The sequence below is a fragment of the Bacteroidota bacterium genome (assembly GCA_021300195.1).
Classification (GTDB): Bacteria; Bacteroidota; Bacteroidia; order J057; family JAJTIE01; genus JAJTIE01.
In genome coordinates this window covers 33870-55991 of record JAJTIE010000018.1, presented here as the reverse complement: position 1 = coordinate 55991, position 22122 = coordinate 33870, and the positions used below count along the sequence as shown (strand labels likewise).

Genomic DNA, 22122 nt, shown 5'->3' with positions numbered 1-22122 from the left:
TGTGTACCAGTTTGTAGTGCAAAAATCGAAGAAAAACAATTGTCGCAAAAACTATATTTCCTGCGTATCCGGCGGACTGTGTTCCCAGCCGGCCGACGGGTTTTTTTCGCCGCTATGGCGCCGTATCGTGCCATTCAGATAAAATATCGTTTCTTCCGCAATACTCACTCCTAGCCGGGCCATGCGCCGCAGGTGCTGGATAATCAGCACGAGCTGCACCAGGCTTTCGGCTAGCTCCGGTTTTTCGCCTATGCGCTGCACCAGTCGTTTGAAGCACTTATCATACTGCTCCAGCACAGGTACTTCCCGATCGAATACGGCTTGACTTAGGGCTATATCTTCATTGAAATAGCTCATGAGCGCATCGGTTACTATTTCCTTGGTAGCATTTATCAGCCCTTCTAGGCCCAGGTTCTTCATCAGCTTCTGGTCGTGCAGCTCTTTCAGGGCCGGTACGGTACTGGCCATGCTGTAAATGCCGTCTCCTATCTGCTCCAGGTAGCCATTAATCTTCAGTACCGAAAACACGAAGCGCAGGTCATTCGCTACGGGCTGGTGCAGGGCTATTATTCGCTCGCAGCGCTTGTCTATCTTGGTGTCATACTGGTCTATCTTCTTTTCCTTTTTCCGTATTCTCCGTGCCAGGTCGTAGTCCAGATTTACCAGGGCCTGGGCAATATGGTCCAGCTGAAACTGCACCAGCTCGGCCATATCCAGGATTTTGAATTTAAGCTGCTGTATCTCCGCCTCTATCAGCCTCATCTCCGGTTTTGTGTTTTGTTTTGTTGTGTATGGGTTCGATCGTGCTTTCACATAGCCGTTCTCTCCGGGGGGGGGAGCGGCTATGTGCGGGGGCAGCTTAGCCAAAGCGGCCAGTTATGTAGTTCTGGGTTTGTGCCTGCTGGGGGTTTGTGAATATCTGCTTGGTGTTGCCAAACTCTACCACCCTGCCCAGGTTGAAGAAGGCTGTTTTATCACTTACGCGGGCGGCCTGCTGCATGTTGTGTGTAACGATCACAATGGTGAATTCATTCTTTAGTTGATCGATTAGTTGCTCAATCTTGGCAGTGCTGATGGGGTCTAGCGCACTAGTCGGTTCGTCCATTAGCAGCACCGATGGCTCTACGGCCAGGGCACGGGCTATGCAGAGGCGCTGCTGCTGCCCGCCCGATAGCTCGAGGGCGCTTTTTTTCAGGTTATCCTTTACCTCGTCCCACAGGGCTGCCAGGTGCAGCGCTTTTTCCACCTGTTCCTGGATGTAGTTCTTGTTCCGGATATCATTGATGCGCAGGCCATAGGCTACATTTTCGAAGATAGATTTCGGGAAGGGGTTTGGCTTCTGAAACACCATGCCTACCCGTTTGCGCAGCACCACGGGGTCTACCTCTTTGCCATAGATGCTCTGGCCATCCAGCAGGATGTCTCCCTCCATGCGGGCACCGTCTATCAGGTCGTTCATCCGGTTCAGTAGCCGGATGAAGGTGCTTTTTCCGCAGCCCGAGGGGCCTATGAGCGCGGTTACGCTATTGCGGTCTATCCCCATGTTCACGCCATACAGGGCTTGGGTCTCGCCATAGTAGGCGTTTACGCTTTTGGCTTCCAGCTTCAGCATTATTGTGGGCTTTACAGCTTGAATTTCTTTTTGTAGTGACTCCGGATGGCATTGGCCACCAGGTTTAGGCCCAGTACCAGCAGCAGCAGTACCAGCGCCGTGCCAAAGGCCATGGGCAGACTTTTATCGGGTTCCGGGCTACTCACACTCAGGATATACAGGTGGTAGGGCAGGGCCATCACCTGGTCTAGCAGGCTGTGGGGCAGGCGGGGCAGGTACAGGGCCGCTACGGTGAAGAGAATGGGTGCTGTTTCGCCCGCTACGCGCCCTACGCTGAGGATGATACCGGTAATGATGCGGGGCAAGGCTACGGGCAGGGTGATTTTATAGATCGTCTGGAAACGAGTGGCCCCCAGGGCAATGCTGGCCTGCCGCAGGTCGTGGGGCACGCCTACCACCGCCTGCTCGGTGGTGCGGATGATGACCGGCAGGGCCATAATAGCCAGGGTGAGGCTGCCGGCCAGCAACGAGTCGCCCATACCCAGGCCTACCACAAAGAACGTCATGCCAAACAGACCAAAAATGATGCTGGGGATCCCCGCCAGGTTGTTCGTCATGATGTCCACGCTGGACTTCAGCCAGCCCTTCGGCGCATACTCGGCCATGTAGATGCCTGCCGGGATGGCAATGAGGCAGGCAAATAGGATGCTGAGCAGTGTGAGCGCCAGGGTGCCCACAATGGCCGGGAAAATCCCCCCCTCGGTAAGGCCTTCGCGGGGTACATCGGCCCAGAAAGACCACGAAAGCACCGACCCAATGCCGCGTATAAGCACATAGAGCAGGATGAACGCAAGTATGCCCACCACGATCAGGGTAAGCACACGCATAACACCGAAGGCAATCTTCTGTTTCAGGTAGCTGGCTTTCACCGGGATTTACGACGCTTGAAGATGAGGAGTTGGCCGATCAGATTCAGCAGGAAGGTAAGCAGAAACAGCAGGCAGCCCACAGCAAACAGGCTTTTGTAATGCAGGCCCCCCTGTGGGGCCTCGCCCATTTCGGCAGCTATGGCCGCACTCATGGTGCGCACGCTGGCCAAAAAATCCAGCCCGGCCATTTGGGGCGTATTGCCTGTTACCATCAGCACAGCCATGGTTTCGCCCACTATGCGCCCTACGCCCAGCAGTACTGCTGCCAGTATGCCGGGCAGGCTGTGGGGCACCAGCACCCGCATCATCGTTTGCCAGTGGGTGGCCCCCATGCCCATGCTGGCTTCTTTCAGGCTACGCGGTACGGCACGCAGCGCGTCTTCGCTAACCGATATGATGGTGGGTAGTGCAATGACGGCCAGTAAAACACAGCCAGCCAGCACGGTGCTGCCGCTACTTAGGCCAAAGACCTCGCGTATGTTGGGCACCAGCACCACCAGGCCAATGAAGCCGAACACCACCGAGGGGATGCCCGCCAGCAGCTCGATGGCAGGCTTTAGCCAGCGGTATAGCGCTGCTGGGGCTAGCTCGGCCATGTAGAGGGCCACGGCCGGGCCCAGCAGCAGGGCCAGCAGCAGCGCCCCGAGTGTAACCAGTACCGTACCCCACAGCAGGGGTAGTGCCCCAAACAGCGGGGCCGGGCTGCGCGTGGGCTCCCAGCTGCGCCCCGCCAGAAAGCCCCCGAGGCTAAGGGTACCCACCTCCACACGCCTGGCACTACTGGGTATAAACCGTGGCTGAACGATGAGCAGCAGGCCTGGGTGCCGCTCCAGCAGGCTATCCAGCACAGGGGCCAGGCCCTCATAGCGCGCGCCCAGCACCGCCTCGGGTTTGGCCTTGGCGGGCAGCACCCCATACTGGGTTAGCTGCTTCTCCAGGTTGTTGATGTGCAGCAGCTCCACGGCTACATCGGGGCCCCCCAGCTCGCTCCAGCGGCTAATCTTCTGCTGGAGTAGGGCGTGCAGGTCCGCCTCTGATAGGCGTGAGACCGGATTGGACGGATGTACGGCTGCCACCAGGTTCTTCTCAATAGCCGGGCTGCTAAACAGGCCCGCTCCCTCGCGGAACAAAAAAATGACAATGATAAGCACCAGCACGCTGCTGGCGTAGCCACAGGCCTTGATAAACGCCTGCCAAAAAAGGGCCGCGGGTTTTTGTTCTGCGCGTTTTGCCATCAGGGTGCGGTGTAATACCTGGGGTTGGGCGGATAGCCTACGCTGAGCACCAGCTCTTGGCCCGCCTGGGTTTTCAGGAAAGCCAGCACCGGGCGCAGGCGCGCTTCGTCCTGCCGCAGGTAGTAGAAGTAGAGGGGGCGTACCAGCGGGTAGGTCTTGTCTAGCGAATGTGCTACCGTGGGGCTTACACTGCGGCCCAGTGCCGGCTGGTACAGCCGGATCGCCTTTACATTCGGGTTCAGGTAGGCTATGCCCACGTAGCCGATGGTCAGCACATTTTCGGCCACTTTTTCTATCAGCTCGCCATTGGCCCCTACGGTTTGCAGCGCACCGAAGTCTTCTTTCTCCAGCACCACTTTCTTGAAAAACTCATAGGTGCCCGAGCTGCTCTCGCGGTTGAAGGCCACGATGGGCGCATCCTGGCCCCCTAGCTCTTTCCAGTTGGTAATGCGGCCCTGATAGATGGCCTTTACCTGCTCCAGGCTCAGGCTGTCCAGGGGGTTTTCCTTGTGTACCACCAGCGCCAGGGCATCCAGCCCTACCACCAGTTCCTCAAAGGGCACCCCCCGCTCGGCAAAGCTCACCCGCTCCTCAAACTTGATGGCCCGGCTGGACATGGCAATGTCTGTATTCGCCTCCAGCAGGGCGGCTATGCCCACCCCGCTGCCCCCTGCCGTTACCGATACGTCGGGCAGGCCAGGGTCTGCCGTATACTTCTCGGCCAGCTTCAGCGCTATGGGTAGCACCGTCTCGCTCCCTTTTATCTTGATGTAGCCGGGCTGCTGTGCACAGCCTGCCAGCCCGGCAGCCAGCCCCGCTACCAGGCATATAGCCAGCCCCCACAGGGTGCCGGCCCACCGGTTTGCAAATACAGACCTAGGTGCCATAAGCCGCGCAAGTTAAGCCCCCGCTGCCTATGCAGCCCCGTGCCAGGGGTTACCAAATCATTAATAATGTATATCCCCCCCGCCCTGTTGGCTGGCAGCATGCAGCGTATGGCCCACACGGGGCCCCAACATCATTTTCGACTATTCGCCATTTCAGGCGTATCTGTCCACACGGGGCCGCTATCTTTGCTTTGCGTGGCTTTTCAACATTGTCTTTTTCTGATGAAAAGGCTATTTTACTTCTTGCTGCTCCTGCTGCTGTCGGCACAGCTGGCCGCCGCCCAGTGCGAGATCACCTTCTTTACCACAGAGCAAACGCTGTGTGCAGATGCGGCAAGCCAGGAAGCCGTCTTTGGTTTTTCTACCAGCGTGATCCCCAAGGTAGAATACCGGATTTCGGGCGAAAGCAGCTGGCAAACAGCCGCCGTTACCACCACGGGCACCCTGCAATACGCGTTCATCTTGCCTGTGCGTGCCGACCGCGTGGGCCTGCTTACCCAGTATGACGTGCGTATCAGCGATCAGAACATCAACAACTCGGGCTGTGGCCCGCAGGAGTTTGCGCAGAACTACACCATCAACTATGGCGCAGAAGGGCTCTACGACATTGCCTTCTTAGGCGCAGTGCGAAGGCTGTGTACAGATGCGGCCAGCCAGGTAGCCAACTTTAATTTCGTGACCTACGAGCACCTGAGTAAGGTAGAATACCGGATTTCGGGCGAAAGCAGCTGGCAAACGGCCACCTTTACGGCCAATGGGGCCACCATCAATAGAGCCCATCAATACGAGTTTATCTTGCCCGTGCGTGCCGACCGGGTGGGCCTGGTTACCCAGTATGATGCGCGTATCAGCCTTAACAACTGTAGCGCGGAGGAGTTTCCGCAGCAGTTTACCGTAGACTATGGCAACCTGAAGGTGCAAGAGCCTGGCGCGGCAACCACCTGTAGCGATGCTGCCACCTTTACCCTTATCGATCTCGGTGGCTTTGGCCCCAATCAGACACAAGTGGCCCAGGAGACCACGCCCGGCTCGGGCACGTACGGCGCTTACCAGCCCCTGACGGTAAGTGAGACCTCTGCCACCTTCAGCCTGGCCGCCGGCCAGCCCTACCAGGTAATCCGCTACCGCATCCGCGGCTTTAATCCGGGCGGCGATCCTGTTTTCCCAGATCTTTTCCCGCCCTGCACCGGTGGTGTGCTGGAGCTGAGCGTAACCAAATCGGACTAGGCCACTGCACAGGGCACCGCAGCGTTTGCCTACACCGGTGCTGACCTGGCAGACGGCCACCGCTGCTGCTGCGCCCGCAGCCAGCCTCGTCACCAGGCATATAGCCAGTCCCACAGGGTGTCGGCGCACCGGTTTGTAAATCCAGACCTCCGTGCCATAAGCCGCGCAGGTTAAGCCCCAGCCGCCTATGCAGCCCCGCGCCAGGGGTTACCAAATCATTAATATTCAGCCTAGCCCGCCACCGCCCCGTGTAATGTTGGATTGTATACAAGCCTGGCACCCGGCATTCGGATCCTTTTACGTAATTTGGCCCGGTAAAACCTTTGTCTCCGTACAAAACCATGGACTGGAAAAGCTATCAGAAGGTGCTGCTGCCGGACATACCGGACTACCACAAAATAGACGTGTACACCCGGCACGGGGGCTACACACAGCTGAAGCGCGTGGTAAAAGAGGAAAGCTGGGAGCCTAAAAAGCTGATAGACCTGGTAAAGGCCGCCAACATACGCGGCCGCGGCGGAGCCGGCTTCAACGCCGGCCTTAAGTGGAGCTTTATGCCCCCCAAGCAGGAGGGGGTGCCCCGCTACCTGGCCTGCAATGGCGACGAAAGTGAGCCCGGCACCTTCAAAGACCGCCGCCTCTTCGAGTTCAACCCCCACCTGTTCATAGAGGGCGCCATACTGGCCTGCTACGCCATGCAGATGGACGCGGCCTATGTGTACATCCGCGGTGAGTATGCCGACTGGATAGACATCCTGCAAACAGCAGTAGACGAGGCCTATGCCAAGGGCTATGCGGGCAAGAACCTGTTTGGCACCCAGTTTAGCTGCGACGTATTCGTGCACAAGGGTGCCGGTGCCTACATATGTGGCGAAGAGACCAGCCTGATGGAGAGCCTGGAGGGCAAGCGGGCCTACCCGCGCAGCAAGCCGCCGTTCCCGGCCCAGTACGGCCTGTGGGGCAAGCCTACCACCATCAACAACATAGAGACCCTGGCCAACGTACCCCTGGTGCTGAAAAACGGCGCCCAGTGGTTTAGCAGCCTGGGTGCGCCCGATCATCCCGGCCCCGTGCTCTACGGCATCAGCGGCCATGTAAACAAGCCCGGCGTGTACGAGTACCCCACCGGCATGCTGCTTACCGACCTGATCTACGATGTAGCTGGCGGCATCCGCGGCGGCAAAAAGATAAAGGCCGTGGTGCCCGGTGGTGTATCGGTACCCGTGCTGCGGGCCGACGGCAGCACACCCGGCTGGGTACCCACCGACCAGTACAAAGACATGATGGGCGGTCGCATCAACGTGGATGCCCACGGCAAACCCTTCAGCATAGAGGGCGTAACCATGAACGCTGACAGCCTGGGCAAGGCCGGATCGGCCATGGGTACGGCCGGCATCCTGGTGCTGGATGAAACGGTAGACATGGTGCGCTATGCCTACCGCGCCGCCGCCTTTTACGACCACGAGAGCTGTGGCCAGTGCACCCCCTGCCGCGAGGGCACCGGCTGGCTGAAGAGCCTGCTGGCCAAGTTTGTACACCGCCAGGCCGGCACCCGCGACCTGGACCTGCTGCTAGACCTGTGCTACAACATGGAGGGCCGCACCATCTGCGCCCTGGCCGATGCCGCCGCCTGGCCCGTACGCGGTGCTATCCTGCGCTTTCAGGACGAGTTTGAGGCCCGGGTGCAGGCTGCGCCAGCCGTGCTGGTGTAGTGGCAGTAGCCCTGCCTCCCCTCCCCGGTGTGTTTTGTCGGGGGTCGACAGGTGCCAGCTGGTGTGCCTGATCCCTGCCCCCGCTAGCCCTGTGCTATTAGTGCGATTTCATCTGTGCTAAGCCCGTACAGCTGGTATACGATAGCGTCTATCTGCGCCTCCAGGCTTTCGGTATTTTCGCCCTGCGCCTTGGCGGTCATTACCTGCTGGGCCAGCTTTTCCAGGTTCTTCTGCTGCGCCTTGGTGGCTTTGGGGATGGGGATAGTCTCAACATGTTGTGTTTTCATCTCAAATATCTGCCCCTAATTGAAGGGCATGTAGAGCTCAAATAGTATGTACAACTAATAGATTTAGGAGGACGAGATAATGACTGCCCTGCAATAGGCAATGCGATTCTACTATGGTGTCCCCCTTACTCAATTGCTGAAAAGTGCCTGGTGCTCTACCCAATGGTTATATGCTATTTGTACATACTCTTCCTTAAACAAGCGCTCTTTGCGCCGGTTCCACCGGCGTATAGCTTCCATTACCTGTTTTTGGTTGTATTCAGGGTTACGGGCCAGTATAAAGTCTACTGTAGCTAGAAGCTCAAGTGATAGTTCGCTCTCAAACCCGGTAAGCAATTGTATTAGTCGCTGAAGGCGGTCTTGCTCTGCCTCATTCAGCTGCTCTGCCACATAGGTGCTCACCTCTTTCCATTTGCTGTAGTCTAGTAGTAGGGGCTCAAAAGATTTGGCCTGTTTCTGCTCCAACCCCTTTAGATATTGCCCATTTAATGCATAAAGCACATGTGTTACTTTCTCATCGTAGGGGCCATAAATGTAAGGCTTGAACTCCAATTTCATAGGCTCTCCTAGTCTTTGCAGAAAGTAAGCCAGTTTATTGGCCGAAAAAGGGCTGCTCTGTTCACCCAGCTGCTCATAGTGAAACAAGGCATAGAGTAGCATAGCCCTGGCCCGGGTCAGCTTAACAGGCTTTTTATGCATAGGCTGGGCTTGTAATGTAGCCTTGATTTCGCTATTGGGTTCATATACGTCGATTACTGTTTCCAGGCCCTGCAGATGCTCTAGTATCATCAGCTTTACACGGGCCCAATCCAGCCCACCTTGGCCACAGCCCAGTGGCGGAATGGCAATGCTCTGTATCTCACCCTTTAGCAGTAGCTTACGTAGTGCTACCAGCCCGCTCTCTATATACTCATATTTGGAGGCACCTTTCCAGTGCGTTTTGGTAGGGAAGTTGATGATGATCTTCTCCCCATACTGTAGATTTTTATCGCGTAGTACTAGCAGTTTACCAGGCGCCAGCTCATTGTGCTTGCTGGCTTCGCGATAAGCCTTGAAGTTAGCAGGGAAGGCTTCCTTGAATTGCAAAGCAATACCTTTACCCATTACCCCGACAGTATTAACGGTGTTAACCAAGGCCTCAGCCTCAGACTGTAATAGATTGCCCTGTGTGAACCGTATAGCCATCAGAAGTAATACTTTGTGTCTTCCTGTACGGGAATGGAAAGCCCATTCTTATTTACTTCCCTCTCTACAAAAGTAGTGGTTTCTGTGTCGTAAGCAACGATCTTATGGATGCAGCTAACGGGTACGCACCCATGTACATGAAATTCGGCCTGGTATCTTCGGTGCTTATCCATGTCCTGCGGCTCGTTTTTAAAATCACGTTTACGTATCAACGGCCAATCGATTTTATCCAGATCCGTTGGGTTGGCTAAGTGTTTAGTGATGCGAGCATTGCCTTGGCCATCGGTGAAGAAGAAGCGCTGTCCACTCGCAATAACACACATAATAGAAGCCTGTAATATCACTATCTCATTCTGGGGCCGTTGCTCAACATTCCCATAGCCGGTTTTGATGTTGTACAACATTACCGAGTGTGGGGTAAAATAAAAGGACACATAGTCGTGCAATACACCATACCCATCTATTCTTACTGGCGTAGCATTCCGTTTTTCGATCACCTCCTTATGGCCAATATTCACATAACTTGGTGAAACATTAAGACTATTGGACGAACAAATACCTTTTTCCAGTAGATAGGGTATATTGTCCCTATGGGTAATACGGTAGATGAATAGCTGTGTGTAGTCTGTATTAGCTGTACTGCTAGCCATTGGCGGGTGTGTACGTTAGTGGGGCAGTCTTGTTTTTCTCGTCGGTAGCGCCTGTACCATGTGTGCTGCTAGCCCTGTTCTATTAGTGCGATTTCATCTGTGCTGAGGCTGTACAGCTCGTACACCAGGGTGTCTATCTGCGCCTCCAGGTTTGCGGTATCTGCGCCCTGCGCCTTGGCATCCATTACCTGCTGGGCCAGCTTTTCCAGGTTCTTCTGCTGCGCTTTGCTGGCTTTGGGGATGGGAATCCTGGCGAGATAGACGGGCTTGTACTCATAATAATCATTTTGGCGAGTAGGCGAGATACACTTCATAAAGAACTCTGCCGCCCTGCTGTTCAATAGGGGTAATACTAGCAATACTTTTTCACCCGTTATGATGGTGGTTTTGTCATTCGAAAAAGCCCCCTGTGTGTCTAGCGTACAGCTACTGCGCGAGACAATGGCGGGCACTTCAATTTTGGGCTTCAGAAATTCGGGATAATAGCTACAAGCTCCCAGTTCCCACCAGAAGTCGCCCTGGTTTGCGCGTGCTTCCGCCTTCTCCCTAAAGGGCAACAGCCATTTGTATATAGCGGGATAGCTTCCCTTTAGCCACTCCTCCGCTTCTTCGTAGGCGATGGTGCCATAGCGGGCGGGTGCCTCTTCCACCACCGTTCCCTGTAAAAAAGCAGGAAGGGGTTCGCCGTCGCGCGCGCTTTTGATGGTAATGCCTTTGGGTAGCAGGATCAGCCAGGTCTCTGCCACCGGCTTTTCGTACCGCTTGATGTCCCTACCCCGCAGGAAGGGCTTCAGCACCTCGATGCTGCGGGGGTCTTCGGCTATCAGACGGTCTTTGGTGGCGGCATCCACCACAAAGGCTTCGTTCAGGCCGGTCTTGATGCCGTAAAATATCTTGCCGCTCACATACTCGCCCAGGGGGGTGCCGGCACGGCGCATCTTGTCTAGCAGGCGGCTCACCTGCGGGTCTTCCAGCCGCCAGGCGGTGGGCTCCAGCTGCTGCTGGGCCAGCCGCAGGGCCTGGGTGTCGTACAGCTGGGCAAAGGTTTTCATCTCGGCCTTGTCTGTCACGGTGAGGGCCAGCAGGCCGCTGCCCTCGGGTTCGGGCTGTCGTTTTTCGCCTACGTAGATAGCGGGGTAGGCTATGGCCTCGTCAAACACTGGCAGGTCGCCAAAGTCGACCAGCGTGCGGATGGCCATGTGCTGCTGTAGGTAGGCGCGCAGCTTTTCGCCATAGCCCGCGCGCATAAACTTGTTGCTGGTAATGTAGGCCAGGGTGCCACCGGGCCGCAGCAGCTGGTAGCCCAGCTCGAAGAAGAAGACATATATATCAGCCCTGCCGGTGTAGGTGTCGTAGTTCTGCTCCAGCACACGCTTCAGGTGCTGTATCTGCTCCTGGCGTATGTAGGGCGGGTTGCCGATCACGAGGTCGAAGCCCGCAAAGTCGCCCCGCTCGTCCAGCACCTCCGGGTACTCGAACCGCCATTCAAAAGCATTTCTCCAGAGGATGCCCGTTTCCTTTTTCTTTATCTCCTGCTCTATCTCTTGGATTTGGCTGGTTATTTTTTCAATCTTCTTTTTTCTGGACTCATCGGACCATACTTCCATAATACTTAACAGAAGTCTTTCCATCCCCAGGCCTGTCAGTTCCATCAGCTGGGATTCAAGCTGAGTTCTCTTTACTTCAAGCGGGTCGTTTTTTTGTACCCGGAATGATTTTGTGAAGTGTTTTTTTACCTTATCGATATACGCAGTAAGCCGCCCTTTTTCTTCTATATCTTTTTCGTGCTTATAGGCATGCACACTGCTTAAGTACAGTGCCAGCGAGATTTCTTCGTTTCGGGTTTCAACAAACGGTAGGTGCAATCGGAACTTGCTGGCCAGGCTGTTTCCCGGCTTGATGTTGATATCCAGGTTGGGCAGGGTTTCCATATGCCGATAGTGGGGCGCGGCATAGTAGGCGTGCTTCAGCAGCTCTATCCACAGGCGCAGGCGGCAGATGTATACAGATGCGGGGTTGAGGTCCACGCCAAATAGGCAGTTCTCTATCAGCTCCTGCTTCAGGTGGAAGAGGGTTTCTTGCAGGGCCTGCACCTCGGCGTTGGGCTTTCCGTCTCGGCCCAGGTGGTAGCGCAGGCGGTCTCCATTTTGGTCTGCCAGCAGTAGCTCGTCCTCCACGATGCTGAAGGTGTAGCGTGCGGGCAGCACCAGCTTGTCGCTGTCTTTGCCCCTGGCACTGTCGTGGTAGTACAGCAGCTCCAGCTCCCACAGGGTGTATATCAGCTGGTTCAGCACCGATACCAGGAAGTGGCCGCTGCCCACGGCGGGGTCTACCACCCGCAGCTGGCGGATGAGGCCCGACACCCGGGGTCGTTCCTCCTTCTTCAGGCACTCCACACGGTCGCGCAGGGCGGCATAGTCCGGGCAGTCCCACTTCAGCTCGCGGTTCAGGCTGTTCACCACAGCGCGCTGCACCGCCTCGCGGGCCATAAACATGGTAACAAAGCTGGGGGTGTAGAAGGAGCCGTCTTTGTAGCCATTCAGCTTCTCAAATACCAGGCCCAGCACCCGTGCGTCTATCAGGCCACGGTTGCCCGCCCGCACCTCGCGTACCTCCACGGTGCTAAAGTCGTAGGCATCCAGAAAGTCGAACAGGTAGGGCAGAAAGTCTAGGGGTGTGTCGGGTTTTACCCGCAGCACCGTTTTGCGGTAGGGCAGCAGCCTGCGGTGGGGGTACAGGCTGCTGATTTCTATGCCCGTGGCCTCCTCCAGCGCTGTGCGCTCAAAGAGCGAACTGTTTAGGTACGGCACATGGCCAAAGAGCTCCTTCAGCTCCTGCTCGCGCTGTTCGGGCCGCTCGGCTAGCACCTGGAAGAAGAGATCGCGCAGGGCAAAGAAGTCGGGTATCTTTTTGGTATGGAGAAAAGCCTGCCGGGCATCGCCGGGTTCGCCCTTGTTGTTCACATGGTAGCTTACCAGCTGGCCCTCCAGCAGCTTGAGGAAGAGGATGCGGTTCAGCCAGGTGCTCACCAGCTCAAAGGCCATATTGAACACCTGCTCGTCATAGGTGGTGCCATAGGTGGGCACCATCGACATCAGGGGCTCGCGCTCCAGCAGCTTTTTGCCTTTGGCCACCATGGTGGCCACCACATTCTCCATCAGCGCGCCGGGCTGCCGCTCAGCTTCGGGCAGGCGGGTGATGGGCTTGGGGTTTTTGGTGCCCTCCTCCTGCAGGCCCAGCACATGTAGCAGCTCCTCGTAGAAGGGGCGGTTCAGCGTATTGCCTCGGTTGGGCAGCGGCTTTTTCAGCAGGTGGTGGGGGTGCAGCACCCGGAAGGCCTGTAGCCAGGTGCTATGGTTGCGCAGCTGTGCCAGGCTTTCGGGCAGGGTGCCCAGCTCGCGCAGGTTCAGGTACAGGTAGGGCAGCTCGGCCTCCAGCTGCGCTATGTGGGGGCGGGCTATTTCTTTGTAGAAGTGGTCCGTCTTCTGGCTGGTCAGGTCGCCCTTGGCCCAGCTCTGGTAGGCTTTGCGAAAGGCTGTGTGCTCGTAGAAGTGGCGCTCCACGTCTTGCGCTTGCAGGATATACCACTCCAGCCCGTTGGTGATGATCAGCTGGGTGATGCGGTTGTTGGCGTGCTCTAGGCGTTCGGCCATGTAGTAGCGCACCAGCTCGTGCAGCGCCTTGGTGTTCAGGTCGCCGGGCGTAGGGAAGTCCGCATGCTTGCCGGGTGCCTTGGCCTCTATCAGCACCACGGGCATCCCGTCCTGGTACACGGCCAGGTCTACCCGGCCCTTGGTGTTGGTATCGGCATAGTCGGCAGCAAAGGCTGCCTTCAGGAAGTCGCGCACCAGGTTTTTGTTGTGCTCTTCGGTCTCCTTGTCATTCAGGCCCGCCAGCAGCTGCTGCAGTGCCGCTACAAAGGTTTCCAGCTCACCCAGCTCTACCGTACGGGCGCGCCATTCCAGGGGCAGTGTTTGCAGCAGGGGCTGTTCGGTAAAAAGCATGGCTTAAAAGTACGCACAAAACAGTGGGTGCGTACCCCGTGCTGCTGAGTAGGTACTGGTCCCCTGGCCCTAAGGCTAGCCGAGGAGCAAAAGAAAAGTAGCAAAGGCACTGTGGCCTTGCCCCGCCTGCTGCCCCGCCAGGGCAGGCTGCCAGGGCCGTACCGCGAGAGGCATCTGTTGCTCTCTAAATATACTTATTCGCGAAAATCCCCGCAGGGGTAGTGCCTAGCGGCTGAGGTAGAGGTTGCGTTCGCTGTACACCTGCAGGAAGTATTCGTCCATCAGGTCATCTATGTAGCGGATTTCCTCGCCCGTGCTTTTCATTTCTGGCCCCAGCTCCTTGTTCACGTTGGGAAACTTGCTGAAGCTAAAGACCGGCACCTTGATGGCGTAGCCGGTACGGATGGGGGTTAGGTCAAAGTCGGATACCCGGTGGGTGCCCATCATTACTTTGGTGGCATAGTTCAGGTAGGGCTTCTGGTAGGCCTTGCAGATAAAGGGCATACTACGGCTGGCACGCGGGTTTGCCTCTATCACATACACCTTACCCTTGTGGATGGCAAATTGCACATTGATGAGGCCCTTCACGTTCAGTGCCTTGGCAATCCGTATGGTATAGTCTTCTATTGTTTTCAGGGTCAGGTCGCCCAGGTCGAAGGGGGGCAGCACGGCGGTGCTGTCTCCGCTGTGTATGCCGGCGGGCTCTATGTGCTGCATGATGCCCATTACGTGCACCTGTTCCCCGTCGGCCAGGGCATCGGCCTCGGCCTCGGCAGCGCCTTCCAGAAATCGGTCTATCAGCACCTGGTTTCCGGGCATTTCGCGCAGCACCTTTATTACATGGCTTTCCAGCTCCTCGTCGTTGATGACGATGCGCATGCGCTGGCCTCCCAGCACGTAGCTGGGGCGCACCAGCACGGGGTAGCCAATGTCTTTCACCAGGTCCAGGGCCTCTTGTGCGCTGCGTGCCACGCCAAACACGGGGTAGGGTATCTCCAGGTCGCGCAGCAGGGTGCTGAAGCGGCCACGGTCCTCGGCCAGGTCTATGCTGTCAAAGCTGCTGCCTATGATGGGTATGCCGTATTTGGTCAGTTTTTCGGCCAGCTTCAGGGCTGTTTGGCCGCCCAGTTGTACGATCACGCCCTCGGGCTTTTCGTGCTGGATGATGTCGTACACATGCTCCCAGAATACAGGCTCGAAGTACAGCTTGTCGGCTATGTCAAAGTCGGTACTTACGGTTTCGGGGTTGCAGTTTACCATAATGGCCTCGTAGCCGGCCTCCTTTACGGCCTGGAGGCCATGCACACAGCAGTAGTCAAACTCAATGCCCTGGCCTATCCGGTTGGGCCCGCTACCCAGGATTACGATTTTCTTTTTGTTTGATACCCGGCTTTCGTTTTCGCCCTCGAAGGTGCTGTAGTAGTAGGGCGTCTGGGCTTCAAACTCGGCGGCACAGGTATCCACCATTTTGTACACGCGGTTTATGCCCATCTCGGTGCGCAGCTTGTACACCTGGCTTTCCAGGCAGTCTATCAGGTGGGCTATCTGGCGGTCGGCAAAGCCCATCTGCTTAGCCCGCCGCAGCAGTTCGGTGGGGATGTTGTTCAGCCGGTGCTGGCGCAGCTCCTCCTCCATCCGTACAATGCTGTTTACCTGATCCAGAAACCAGGGGTCTATCCGGGTAGTTTTCTGTATCGTATCTCGGCTGATGCCGGCCTGCATGGCATCGTGCACGTGGAATAAGCGATTGGCGCTGGGGTTGGCCAGGCTCTCCATCAGGCGCTCGGTTTTCCGCAGTTCGCGTCCATCTGCCCCCAGTCCGTTGCGCTTTATCTCCAGGCTCTGGGCGGCTTTTTGTATGCTTTCGGCAAAGGTTCGGCCAATGCCCATCACCTCGCCCACGCTTTTCATGGTGAGGCCCAGGGCCCGGCTGGCACCCTGAAATTTCTCGAAGTTCCAGCGTGGAATTTTGGTTACCACATAGTCTATGCTGGGCTCAAAGCAGGCCGAGGTGGTTTTGGTAATCTGGTTGTGCAGTTCGTCCAGGTTGTAGCCAATGGCTAGCTTGGCAGCAATTTTGGCAATTGGGTAGCCCGTGGCCTTGCTGGCCAGGGCCGAGCTGCGGCTTACACGGGGGTTGATTTCGATCACAATAATGCGGCCAGACTCTGGGTCGAGGGCAAACTGGATGTTGCAGCCGCCGGCAAAGGTGCCTATGCTGTTCATTACCCGTATGGCCTGGTCTCGCATGGCCTGATACTGGGTGTCGGGTAGGGTAAGGGCCGGTGCCACGGTTACCGAGTCGCCCGTGTGGATGCCACAGGGGTCAAAATTCTCGATGGTGCAGATGACAATAAAGTTGCCCGTGCCATCGCGCAGCAATTCCAGCTCGTACTCCTTCCATCCAAAAATGCTTTCTTCCAGCAGTACCTCGTGCACAGGGCTGCTCTCCAGGCCATAGCGTAGGGCTTTGTCCAGGTCCTCCTTTCGGTGCACAAAGCCGCCGCCAGTTCCACCCAGGGTGTAGGAGCTGCGGATAACCAGTGGGAAGCCGATTTCCTGTGCGGCCTCCTTGCCCTCCAGGAAGCTGCGCGCCACGCGGCTTTTGGGTGTTTCCACACCAATATCGGCCATCAGTCGCCGAAACACATCCCGGTCTTCGGCCCGGTGGATGGCATCCAGGTCTACGCCGATGATGCGCACGCCGTATTTGTCCCAAATTCCAGCCTTGCTGCATTCTATGCACAGGTTCAGGGCTGTTTGGCCACCCATGGTGGGCAGTACGGCATCTATCTTGCGCTCCTCCAGTATCCGCACAATGCTCTTGCGGGTGAGTGGCCACAGATACACCTGGTCTGCCATCATGGGGTCGGTCATGATGGTGGCGGGGTTGCTGTTGATCAGGCTAACTGCTATGCCTTCCTCGCGCAGGGCACGCGCGGCCTGTGTGCCGGAATAGTCGAACTCGCACGCCTGACCGATGATGATGGGGCCACTGCCGATGATCAGGACCGATTGGATGGAGGTGTCTCTGGGCATAACAGGGGACAAAGGTAATAGCCTGGCGGCAATGTTAGGGGCTAATCTTGCTTTTGCCGATCTTGCTGCTGCTGTTCTTCCCGGCTTTCGTTCTATCTTACACACGATAAGCGCTTGTTTCCATTGGCTTTGTTTCCTAGCATTTCCTATCCAGCCGCCCGCCTCATCATTGGGGTTACGTATGTGGTGGGTACAGCCGGCATGCTGTGGCCCTACAGCCGCCCCCTGTTTGTGTGGATGACGCCCTACCATCTGCTGCTGGTATCCGCTCTTTTTTTCTTGCAGCACCCGGGCAGGGCCTGGCTGCCAGTGGCGCTGGCTGTGTATGGCCTGGGCTTTGGGGTGGAGGTATTGGGCGTGCAGACGCATTTTCCTTTTGGTGCCTATGCCTATGGCCCGGTGCTGGGCATACAGCTGTGGGGCACGCCCCTGCTTATTGGCCTAAACTGGCTGCTGCTGGTGGCGGCAGCCAATAGCCTGCCTAGGCTGCACCGGCTGGTGCCCCCCCCCTGGCGTGCCCTGCTAGCGGCCCTGCTACTGCTGCTGCTGGATGTGTGTATGGAGCCGGTAGCCATTGCCCTGGATATGTGGCGCTGGCAGGCACCCACCCCCCCGCTACAGAACTACCTGGCCTGGTTTGTGCTGGCCCTGCTCTTCAGCCTACTGTGGCAATACAAGGCGCCCACACGCACAAACCCGCTGGCCCCCTGGGTGCTGGGCATGCAGTTTCTCTTTTTTGCCACGCTGGCACTGTTCCTGGCCTAGCCTGTGGCAGGGTGGGCGCTAGCCTACCTCTGCAGTAAAGTAGGTGTGGCCTTCCGCATCCTGCAGGCTATCTCCTGTAGGTAGCAGTGCGCTCAGGGCTATTTCCCCCTTGCGCTGCAGGGTGTTGCTAAACACAAGTGCATCCCCCACCGTTAGGCGTTGTGTTTCCTGACCGTGGTAGTTTCCTATACTGTAGCGTATGGTATAGGTGCCGGTTTCTTCCACATAAGCTTTCAGGATAATGGGCTCCCACTGTCTATACTTGCCTAGGCTTTTGATTTTGGGTTTAGAGTTCATGTCGCTTGTTATCAAATGAATCATAGTAGTGTTGAGAAAGAAAGAAAGAAAACGGCCCTGCGCGTCAGCCCGGACTTTTGTTCCGAAACCCCCGATTTTCATCCCGAATGCTGCTGCTCGTGTTGTCCCGGTTTTTCAGTTCAGGCCGGGATCGGCAGGAAAGTGTGCCATTAGCCGACTAGGGCCCCCCATCTGCTGCACCACCTGTACCCAGCAGTTGGCTGGTTCCAGCCAGGCTAGCTCGCGGGTGGCGGGTGTAACCAGCCAGCTGCGGTGGCCCTGCTCCTGCTGCAGCTGCCCGGGTGCCCAGCCAGAATAGCCCAAGTAAAAGTGAAAATCCTCTGCCAGCAGCCTGCCGCCCCGGGCCATCTGCACAAGCTGATCGAAGCTGCCCGACCACCACAGCCCCGGGCATATGGTTTCACTCCCGTTAATGCCTGGGCTATAGCGATGCAGAAAGTGCAGCGTATCTGGGGCCACTGGCCCACCCCATAGCAGCGGTGCACGAAAGCCATCCAACTGATCTACCAGCTGGGGTATGTAGGCATCCAGCGGACGGTTGAGCACATAGCCCAAGCTTCCATCCGGCCCATGTTCCACCAGCAGCACCACCATTCGCCGGAAGTTTGGGTCCTGCATAAAGGGGTTGGCCACCAGCAGCATGCCCGCTGCAGGCTCCGGCATGTTTTGCCAGATTTTTCGCTCCCATTGCTCCAGTAGGTTGCTGTGTTCCATTAGGCTCGGGTGGTTTTTACTGCACGAATAAACCAGCCAACCCGGTTGGATCAGAATATACCTGTCAGAAGGTAAAGTTCAGGCTAAAGCGCAACCCCCAGTTCAGGTTGAAGTTTTCCAAACTTTTGGGGGTATCCGGGTTTAGATAGTTTAGTCTACGAACGTAGTCTACGCGCAGTAGTTTGAAAATGTTTTCAATTCCTACGCCGTACTCTATGTACGGCACTTTGTCCGGGGCTTTTATGGTAATCTGCTCGGGGTCCTCTTTGGCTCCGGGCGGGCTGTTCAGCTGGCGGTTTTCCTTGCTTATGCTGCCACTGGCCAGGCGCAGGGTTATCACCTCTTTCCAGTCCAGCTTGTTCAGCACCCAGCGCAGCAGAGGCAGTTTGTTGAAGAGATAGCCCTCCAGGTGGTAGTCAAAACCGGCTACCGTATACTGGTCTGCCACAAACTCGTAGAAGTACATGAGGTTGAAGTTCACACTCTGGTAGAAGGCTGTGCGGTTGGTAACCCCCAGGAAGGAGCGCAGCACATCCTGCTGGCCCCCCAGTACATACATGGCCAGGCTCTGGCTACCCTGGTATACATACAGGCTGGGGTAGGGCAGGTTGCCATAAATGCGTCCGGCAGATAGGGTGTAGCTCAGCCAGCCAAAGCGGCCCATTTCCAGCTTGTCGCTTACTGTTATCTGTGCCTTCTGGTAGTCCCATTCTCCGCCCGCCAGGCCACGGAAGCCCTGGTAGTACTCCAGGTACGTGATGGGATACTTGGATTTTGTGTACACCTTACCCGTTTTCTTTATCACAAAATCTTCTTTGATGCTGATGCGGAAGATGGTGCCCACCTCTGCCACCTGGTAGTCGCTGCGGATAGGTTTTCCTGCTTCCTGGAAAAAAATCGGGAAGGCGGGCTCAATGAACTTCTGCCGGTATTGTAGCTTGGCATTCAGCCCATTGGACACATCGGCCTGGAAGAAGCCCTTGAATTCTCGGTAATAGTTTAGCTGTGTAAGGGGCCGGTACTGCAGCACACTATTCAGCAGGCCGGTGCCATCCAGTTCGTAGTTGGCTATGCCAATCTGTTCGATGTCGTTGTAGTACGAGATGCCCGCCCGGATGTCTGGCAGTCGCTTGAAGCGATACATGACCTCGCCACCGTATTTCCAGCGCTGGTCGTCAAAGCCGTATGCCCCCCGGGTACCAAAGCTGAAGCGATCGCTCAGCCGGTCGTTGCTATACACCCCTAGCTGGGTACGCAGGCCCTCTACCTGGTTGAAGCCCACTACCTTGCTGTAGGGCCCGATGTTTACCACACCCACCCGTTTTTTGCCGGTGGCAAAAAACTCTTGGGTAATCTTGATTATTTTCCAGATGGGCAGGGCCTGGATGTGGTCTACCAGTCCGTAGGCCAGTTGGTCGCTGCGCTCCAGGGGGCTCTGCCGGCTATCTACCCAGTAGGTGGAGTCGCGCGTGGTAGCGCTGTCGGATAGAACGAGCGTAACCCCCTCATAAAAAGCATCTTCCTTGGGCTGGTTCAGCACAAAGTCCTTGTTGAAGGTGATGCTGCGGCCCAGAAAGCCCACTCTGTCTTCGTTGTTCTTAAAGTCTATCTGTATGTCCTTTAGGGTGGGTACCCAGCGGCCGTTTATCTCGGCAAACTCTTGCTTGATGCGGATGTCTTCGATAAAGTTGATGTTCGGGTCTGCGTTCATGCTTACATCTATCCTGCGGATGGCCCAGCTGCCTCCCTGTATGTAGATCCAGCCTTTGAATACCCGGTCATATGGCCGCTTGGGCACAATCTGTATGCCGTACAGGGTATCGGGGCTGTTGGCTTCCACCACCGTATCTGTCCAGTAGAAGCGGTAGTTCATGAAGGCACCGGGTGCAATGGGGCTGAGAAACTCGCGCTCCAGGATGGTAACATAGCTGTTGTAGAAGTCGGCATTTACCAGCAGGGCATTTACCAGGCCGGTTTCAGCACTTTCAAAGCCACTGCCCTTGGTGGCAATGATGTATTCCTTGCGTGGGCGGCCTGCTCGCTCGTATACCCGGCTGATGGTTTCGTTTACGAATACCCCTACCTTGAACCTGCCTGTGGTGTCCAGCATGGCCGTATCCCGCGCGTGTTCGCGTATATATCCCCGCGCCGGGCGCAGTAGCAGGCTGTTCTCAGCCTTTTCCCGGCTTATGTTGTCCAGCGTGAGGGTGGTTTTATTGTAGCTCTCATACTCATACGCCTGCATGCCCTCCAGCCGGTTTTCGTCTCGGTTGCGGGTGGCGTTCTTGATGATTCGGTTGGCCGGGCTTTCCTTGCCCGATACGGTAATGGTCTCCAGGTCCAGTTGGTCTCGGGGTGCCATCCGGATTTCCAGGCCGTTCACGTCTGCAACCTGCACCACTACGGTGATGCTGGCATCCAGGTAGCCCAGCTGTAGGGCCCGCACCTGCCACTGGCCGGGTGGCAGCAGCAGGCTCCATTCGCCGTCCAGGTTGCTGTTTCCGCCTATGCGCAGGCTGTCTACCTGCACAGTGGCCAGCTCCAGCGGGTTGCCAAAGGCGGCATCTACCACCCGGCCTGTAACCCGGTAGCGCGGCTGCGCATCCTGGCCCAGCACGGGCAGGTGGCACAGCAGGGCTGGTGCCAGCAGGAGGTAGTATATGCTTCTACGGAGTTTCAGGGCGGAAATTTGGCAAAAAAGACGTTGCCGCCTTATTGGCGCCGGAAGGAAAAACGCATTATGGGCGCATTAATTGTTTGTAGCCTGCTTCATTTATGCCCACCACCACCAGGCCCAGGCTGGGTTGGGCCTCGCCCACTAGTTCAAAGTGGCTTTGCCAGCCGCACACCAGGTTGCGCTCATCCTGGGCCAGGTAGCGGGCTGCCAGGCCCTTGTTGCAGTATACATCGTGCCGGTAGCTTATCCGCCCCGCATCGTCAGCAAACAGGAGCTTACTCTGTATATAAAAATCGTTTCGACCCGCATAGTGGGCTATGTGAGCTCGCAGTACGTCTTGTATGCTGTCCAGCTTTTCGTCCCAGGTATGGCGGGTGGTTTTCAGCACAAAGCAGCCATCGTAGTGGTAGGGGGTGGTTTCGCTGTAGAAATAATAGTTGGGCTGGGCGGCTATTTTGTCTATCGCCTTGCGCATCAGCTTCAGGTCTGTAAAGCGAATATGGCTCCAGGGTACCCGCACAAAGTGTGCCCGGAACCGCACCAACTGCTCGGGCGCGAAACGGTAACTTAACTGCCCATCGGTTATGTACCCGCAGTCCAGGTTCAGCAGCAGGGTTTTCACCAGCTGCCGGTCTCGGTAAAACTTCAGGGCGTAGTGGTAGTCGCAGTAGTCTTCGTAAAAGGGCTGCTGCTTCCAGGCCACCTGCATCTGGGCCAGCACCTGCGGGTCCTGTACCAGAAAAGTGCCTAGCTCTTCCTGCAGGGGCAGCTGTTTGTAGTTGTGCAGGCGCACCGCTGCCATCTCCCAGTGGCCCTGCGCCAGGTCCAGTGCATTTAGCACACCAGGCTGGCACCAGGCAGGCATGCTTGGCAGCAGTACGCATAGGTATACAGCTATCCACTTCAGCTTCGCACGCATGGCACTAAAGTTAGGGTGCTTT

The 22122-nt window shown here is 56.7% G+C and carries 17 protein-coding genes; 3 read left to right on the top strand and 14 right to left on the bottom strand.

The features are described 5' to 3' along the window. Nucleotides 1-51: 51 nt before the first annotated feature. The 5 genes from phoU to LW884_04485 all read right to left on the bottom strand — a co-directional run bounded on the left by phoU (nucleotide 52) and on the right by LW884_04485 (nucleotide 4603). On the bottom strand, nucleotides 52-762 hold the full coding sequence (phoU, locus tag LW884_04505) for a phosphate signaling complex protein PhoU (protein MCE3007597.1): 711 nt from the start codon (nucleotides 760-762) through the stop codon (nucleotides 52-54). A gap of 97 nt (nucleotides 763-859) precedes the next feature. Next, complete coding sequence (gene pstB / locus LW884_04500; GenBank protein MCE3007596.1) at nucleotides 860-1612, bottom strand: phosphate ABC transporter ATP-binding protein PstB; 753 nt, start codon at nucleotides 1610-1612, stop codon at nucleotides 860-862. Nucleotides 1613-1623: 11 nt separating this feature from the next. Further along, nucleotides 1624-2439 carry a phosphate ABC transporter permease PstA gene (pstA, locus tag LW884_04495; protein MCE3007595.1) on the bottom strand — a complete coding sequence of 272 codons (816 nt, stop codon included), beginning with the start codon at nucleotides 2437-2439 and terminating at the stop codon, nucleotides 1624-1626. Between the two features lie 38 nt (nucleotides 2440-2477). Continuing rightward, complete coding sequence (gene pstC, locus LW884_04490) at nucleotides 2478-3716, bottom strand: phosphate ABC transporter permease subunit PstC (protein MCE3007594.1); 1239 nt, start codon at nucleotides 3714-3716, stop codon at nucleotides 2478-2480. Then, nucleotides 3716-4603 (bottom strand): PstS family phosphate ABC transporter substrate-binding protein, encoded by an 888-nt coding sequence (locus LW884_04485; protein MCE3007593.1) that lies wholly within the window; start codon nucleotides 4601-4603, stop codon nucleotides 3716-3718. Before LW884_04485 ends, pstC begins: the two co-directional genes overlap by 1 nt. Before the next feature lie 222 nt (nucleotides 4604-4825). Between LW884_04485 and LW884_04480 the strand changes: the two genes are divergently transcribed. Then, entirely contained in the window at nucleotides 4826-5830 is a 1005-nt protein-coding gene (locus tag LW884_04480; protein MCE3007592.1) for a hypothetical protein, read from the top strand. A 341-nt stretch (nucleotides 5831-6171) separates the two neighbouring features. Next, nucleotides 6172-7542 (top strand): SLBB domain-containing protein, encoded by a 1371-nt coding sequence (locus tag LW884_04475; protein ID MCE3007591.1) that lies wholly within the window; start codon nucleotides 6172-6174, stop codon nucleotides 7540-7542. Nucleotides 7543-7625: 83 nt separating this feature from the next. On the opposite strand, the gene LW884_04470 is transcribed toward LW884_04475, so the two are convergent. The 5 genes from LW884_04470 to carB all read right to left on the bottom strand — a co-directional run bounded on the left by LW884_04470 (nucleotide 7626) and on the right by carB (nucleotide 16707). Continuing rightward, nucleotides 7626-7829, bottom strand: coding sequence for a class I SAM-dependent DNA methyltransferase (locus LW884_04470; GenBank protein ID MCE3007590.1), 204 nt, complete (start codon nucleotides 7827-7829; stop codon nucleotides 7626-7628). A gap of 129 nt (nucleotides 7830-7958) precedes the next feature. After that, nucleotides 7959-8933, bottom strand: a complete 975-nt coding sequence (locus LW884_04465; GenBank protein MCE3007589.1) for a macro domain-containing protein — start codon at nucleotides 8931-8933, stop codon at nucleotides 7959-7961. Between the two features lie 80 nt (nucleotides 8934-9013). Further along, nucleotides 9014-9664 carry a DUF4433 domain-containing protein gene (locus LW884_04460; protein ID MCE3007588.1) on the bottom strand — a complete coding sequence of 217 codons (651 nt, stop codon included), beginning with the start codon at nucleotides 9662-9664 and terminating at the stop codon, nucleotides 9014-9016. Nucleotides 9665-9732: 68 nt separating this feature from the next. Continuing rightward, entirely contained in the window at nucleotides 9733-13668 is a 3936-nt protein-coding gene (locus LW884_04455; GenBank protein ID MCE3007587.1) for an Eco57I restriction-modification methylase domain-containing protein, read from the bottom strand. A 225-nt stretch (nucleotides 13669-13893) separates the two neighbouring features. Further along, the gene (carB, locus tag LW884_04450; protein MCE3007586.1) at nucleotides 13894-16707 is read right to left on the bottom strand and encodes a carbamoyl-phosphate synthase large subunit; all 2814 of its coding nucleotides are present in this window, start codon (nucleotides 16705-16707) and stop codon (nucleotides 13894-13896) included. 129 nt (nucleotides 16708-16836) lie between these two features. Here carB and LW884_04445 point away from each other — a divergent pair, with 129 nt between their 5' ends. After that, nucleotides 16837-17472 carry a carotenoid biosynthesis protein gene (locus LW884_04445; protein MCE3007585.1) on the top strand — a complete coding sequence of 212 codons (636 nt, stop codon included), beginning with the start codon at nucleotides 16837-16839 and terminating at the stop codon, nucleotides 17470-17472. Nucleotides 17473-17490: 18 nt separating this feature from the next. Here LW884_04445 and LW884_04440 read toward each other — a convergent pair whose 3' ends face one another. The 4 genes from LW884_04440 to LW884_04425 form a co-directional block, all read right to left on the bottom strand. Next, nucleotides 17491-17769, bottom strand: coding sequence for a hypothetical protein (locus tag LW884_04440; GenBank protein ID MCE3007584.1), 279 nt, complete (start codon nucleotides 17767-17769; stop codon nucleotides 17491-17493). A 135-nt stretch (nucleotides 17770-17904) separates the two neighbouring features. Then, nucleotides 17905-18504: a YqgE/AlgH family protein gene (locus tag LW884_04435; protein MCE3007583.1), complete on the bottom strand. Its 600-nt coding sequence runs from the start codon at nucleotides 18502-18504 to the stop codon at nucleotides 17905-17907. Nucleotides 18505-18568: 64 nt separating this feature from the next. Then, the gene (locus LW884_04430) at nucleotides 18569-21121 is read right to left on the bottom strand and encodes a DUF5686 and carboxypeptidase regulatory-like domain-containing protein (GenBank protein ID MCE3007582.1); all 2553 of its coding nucleotides are present in this window, start codon (nucleotides 21119-21121) and stop codon (nucleotides 18569-18571) included. A gap of 121 nt (nucleotides 21122-21242) precedes the next feature. Beyond that, nucleotides 21243-22100 (bottom strand): hypothetical protein, encoded by an 858-nt coding sequence (locus LW884_04425; protein ID MCE3007581.1) that lies wholly within the window; start codon nucleotides 22098-22100, stop codon nucleotides 21243-21245. Nucleotides 22101-22122 lie beyond the last annotated feature (22 nt).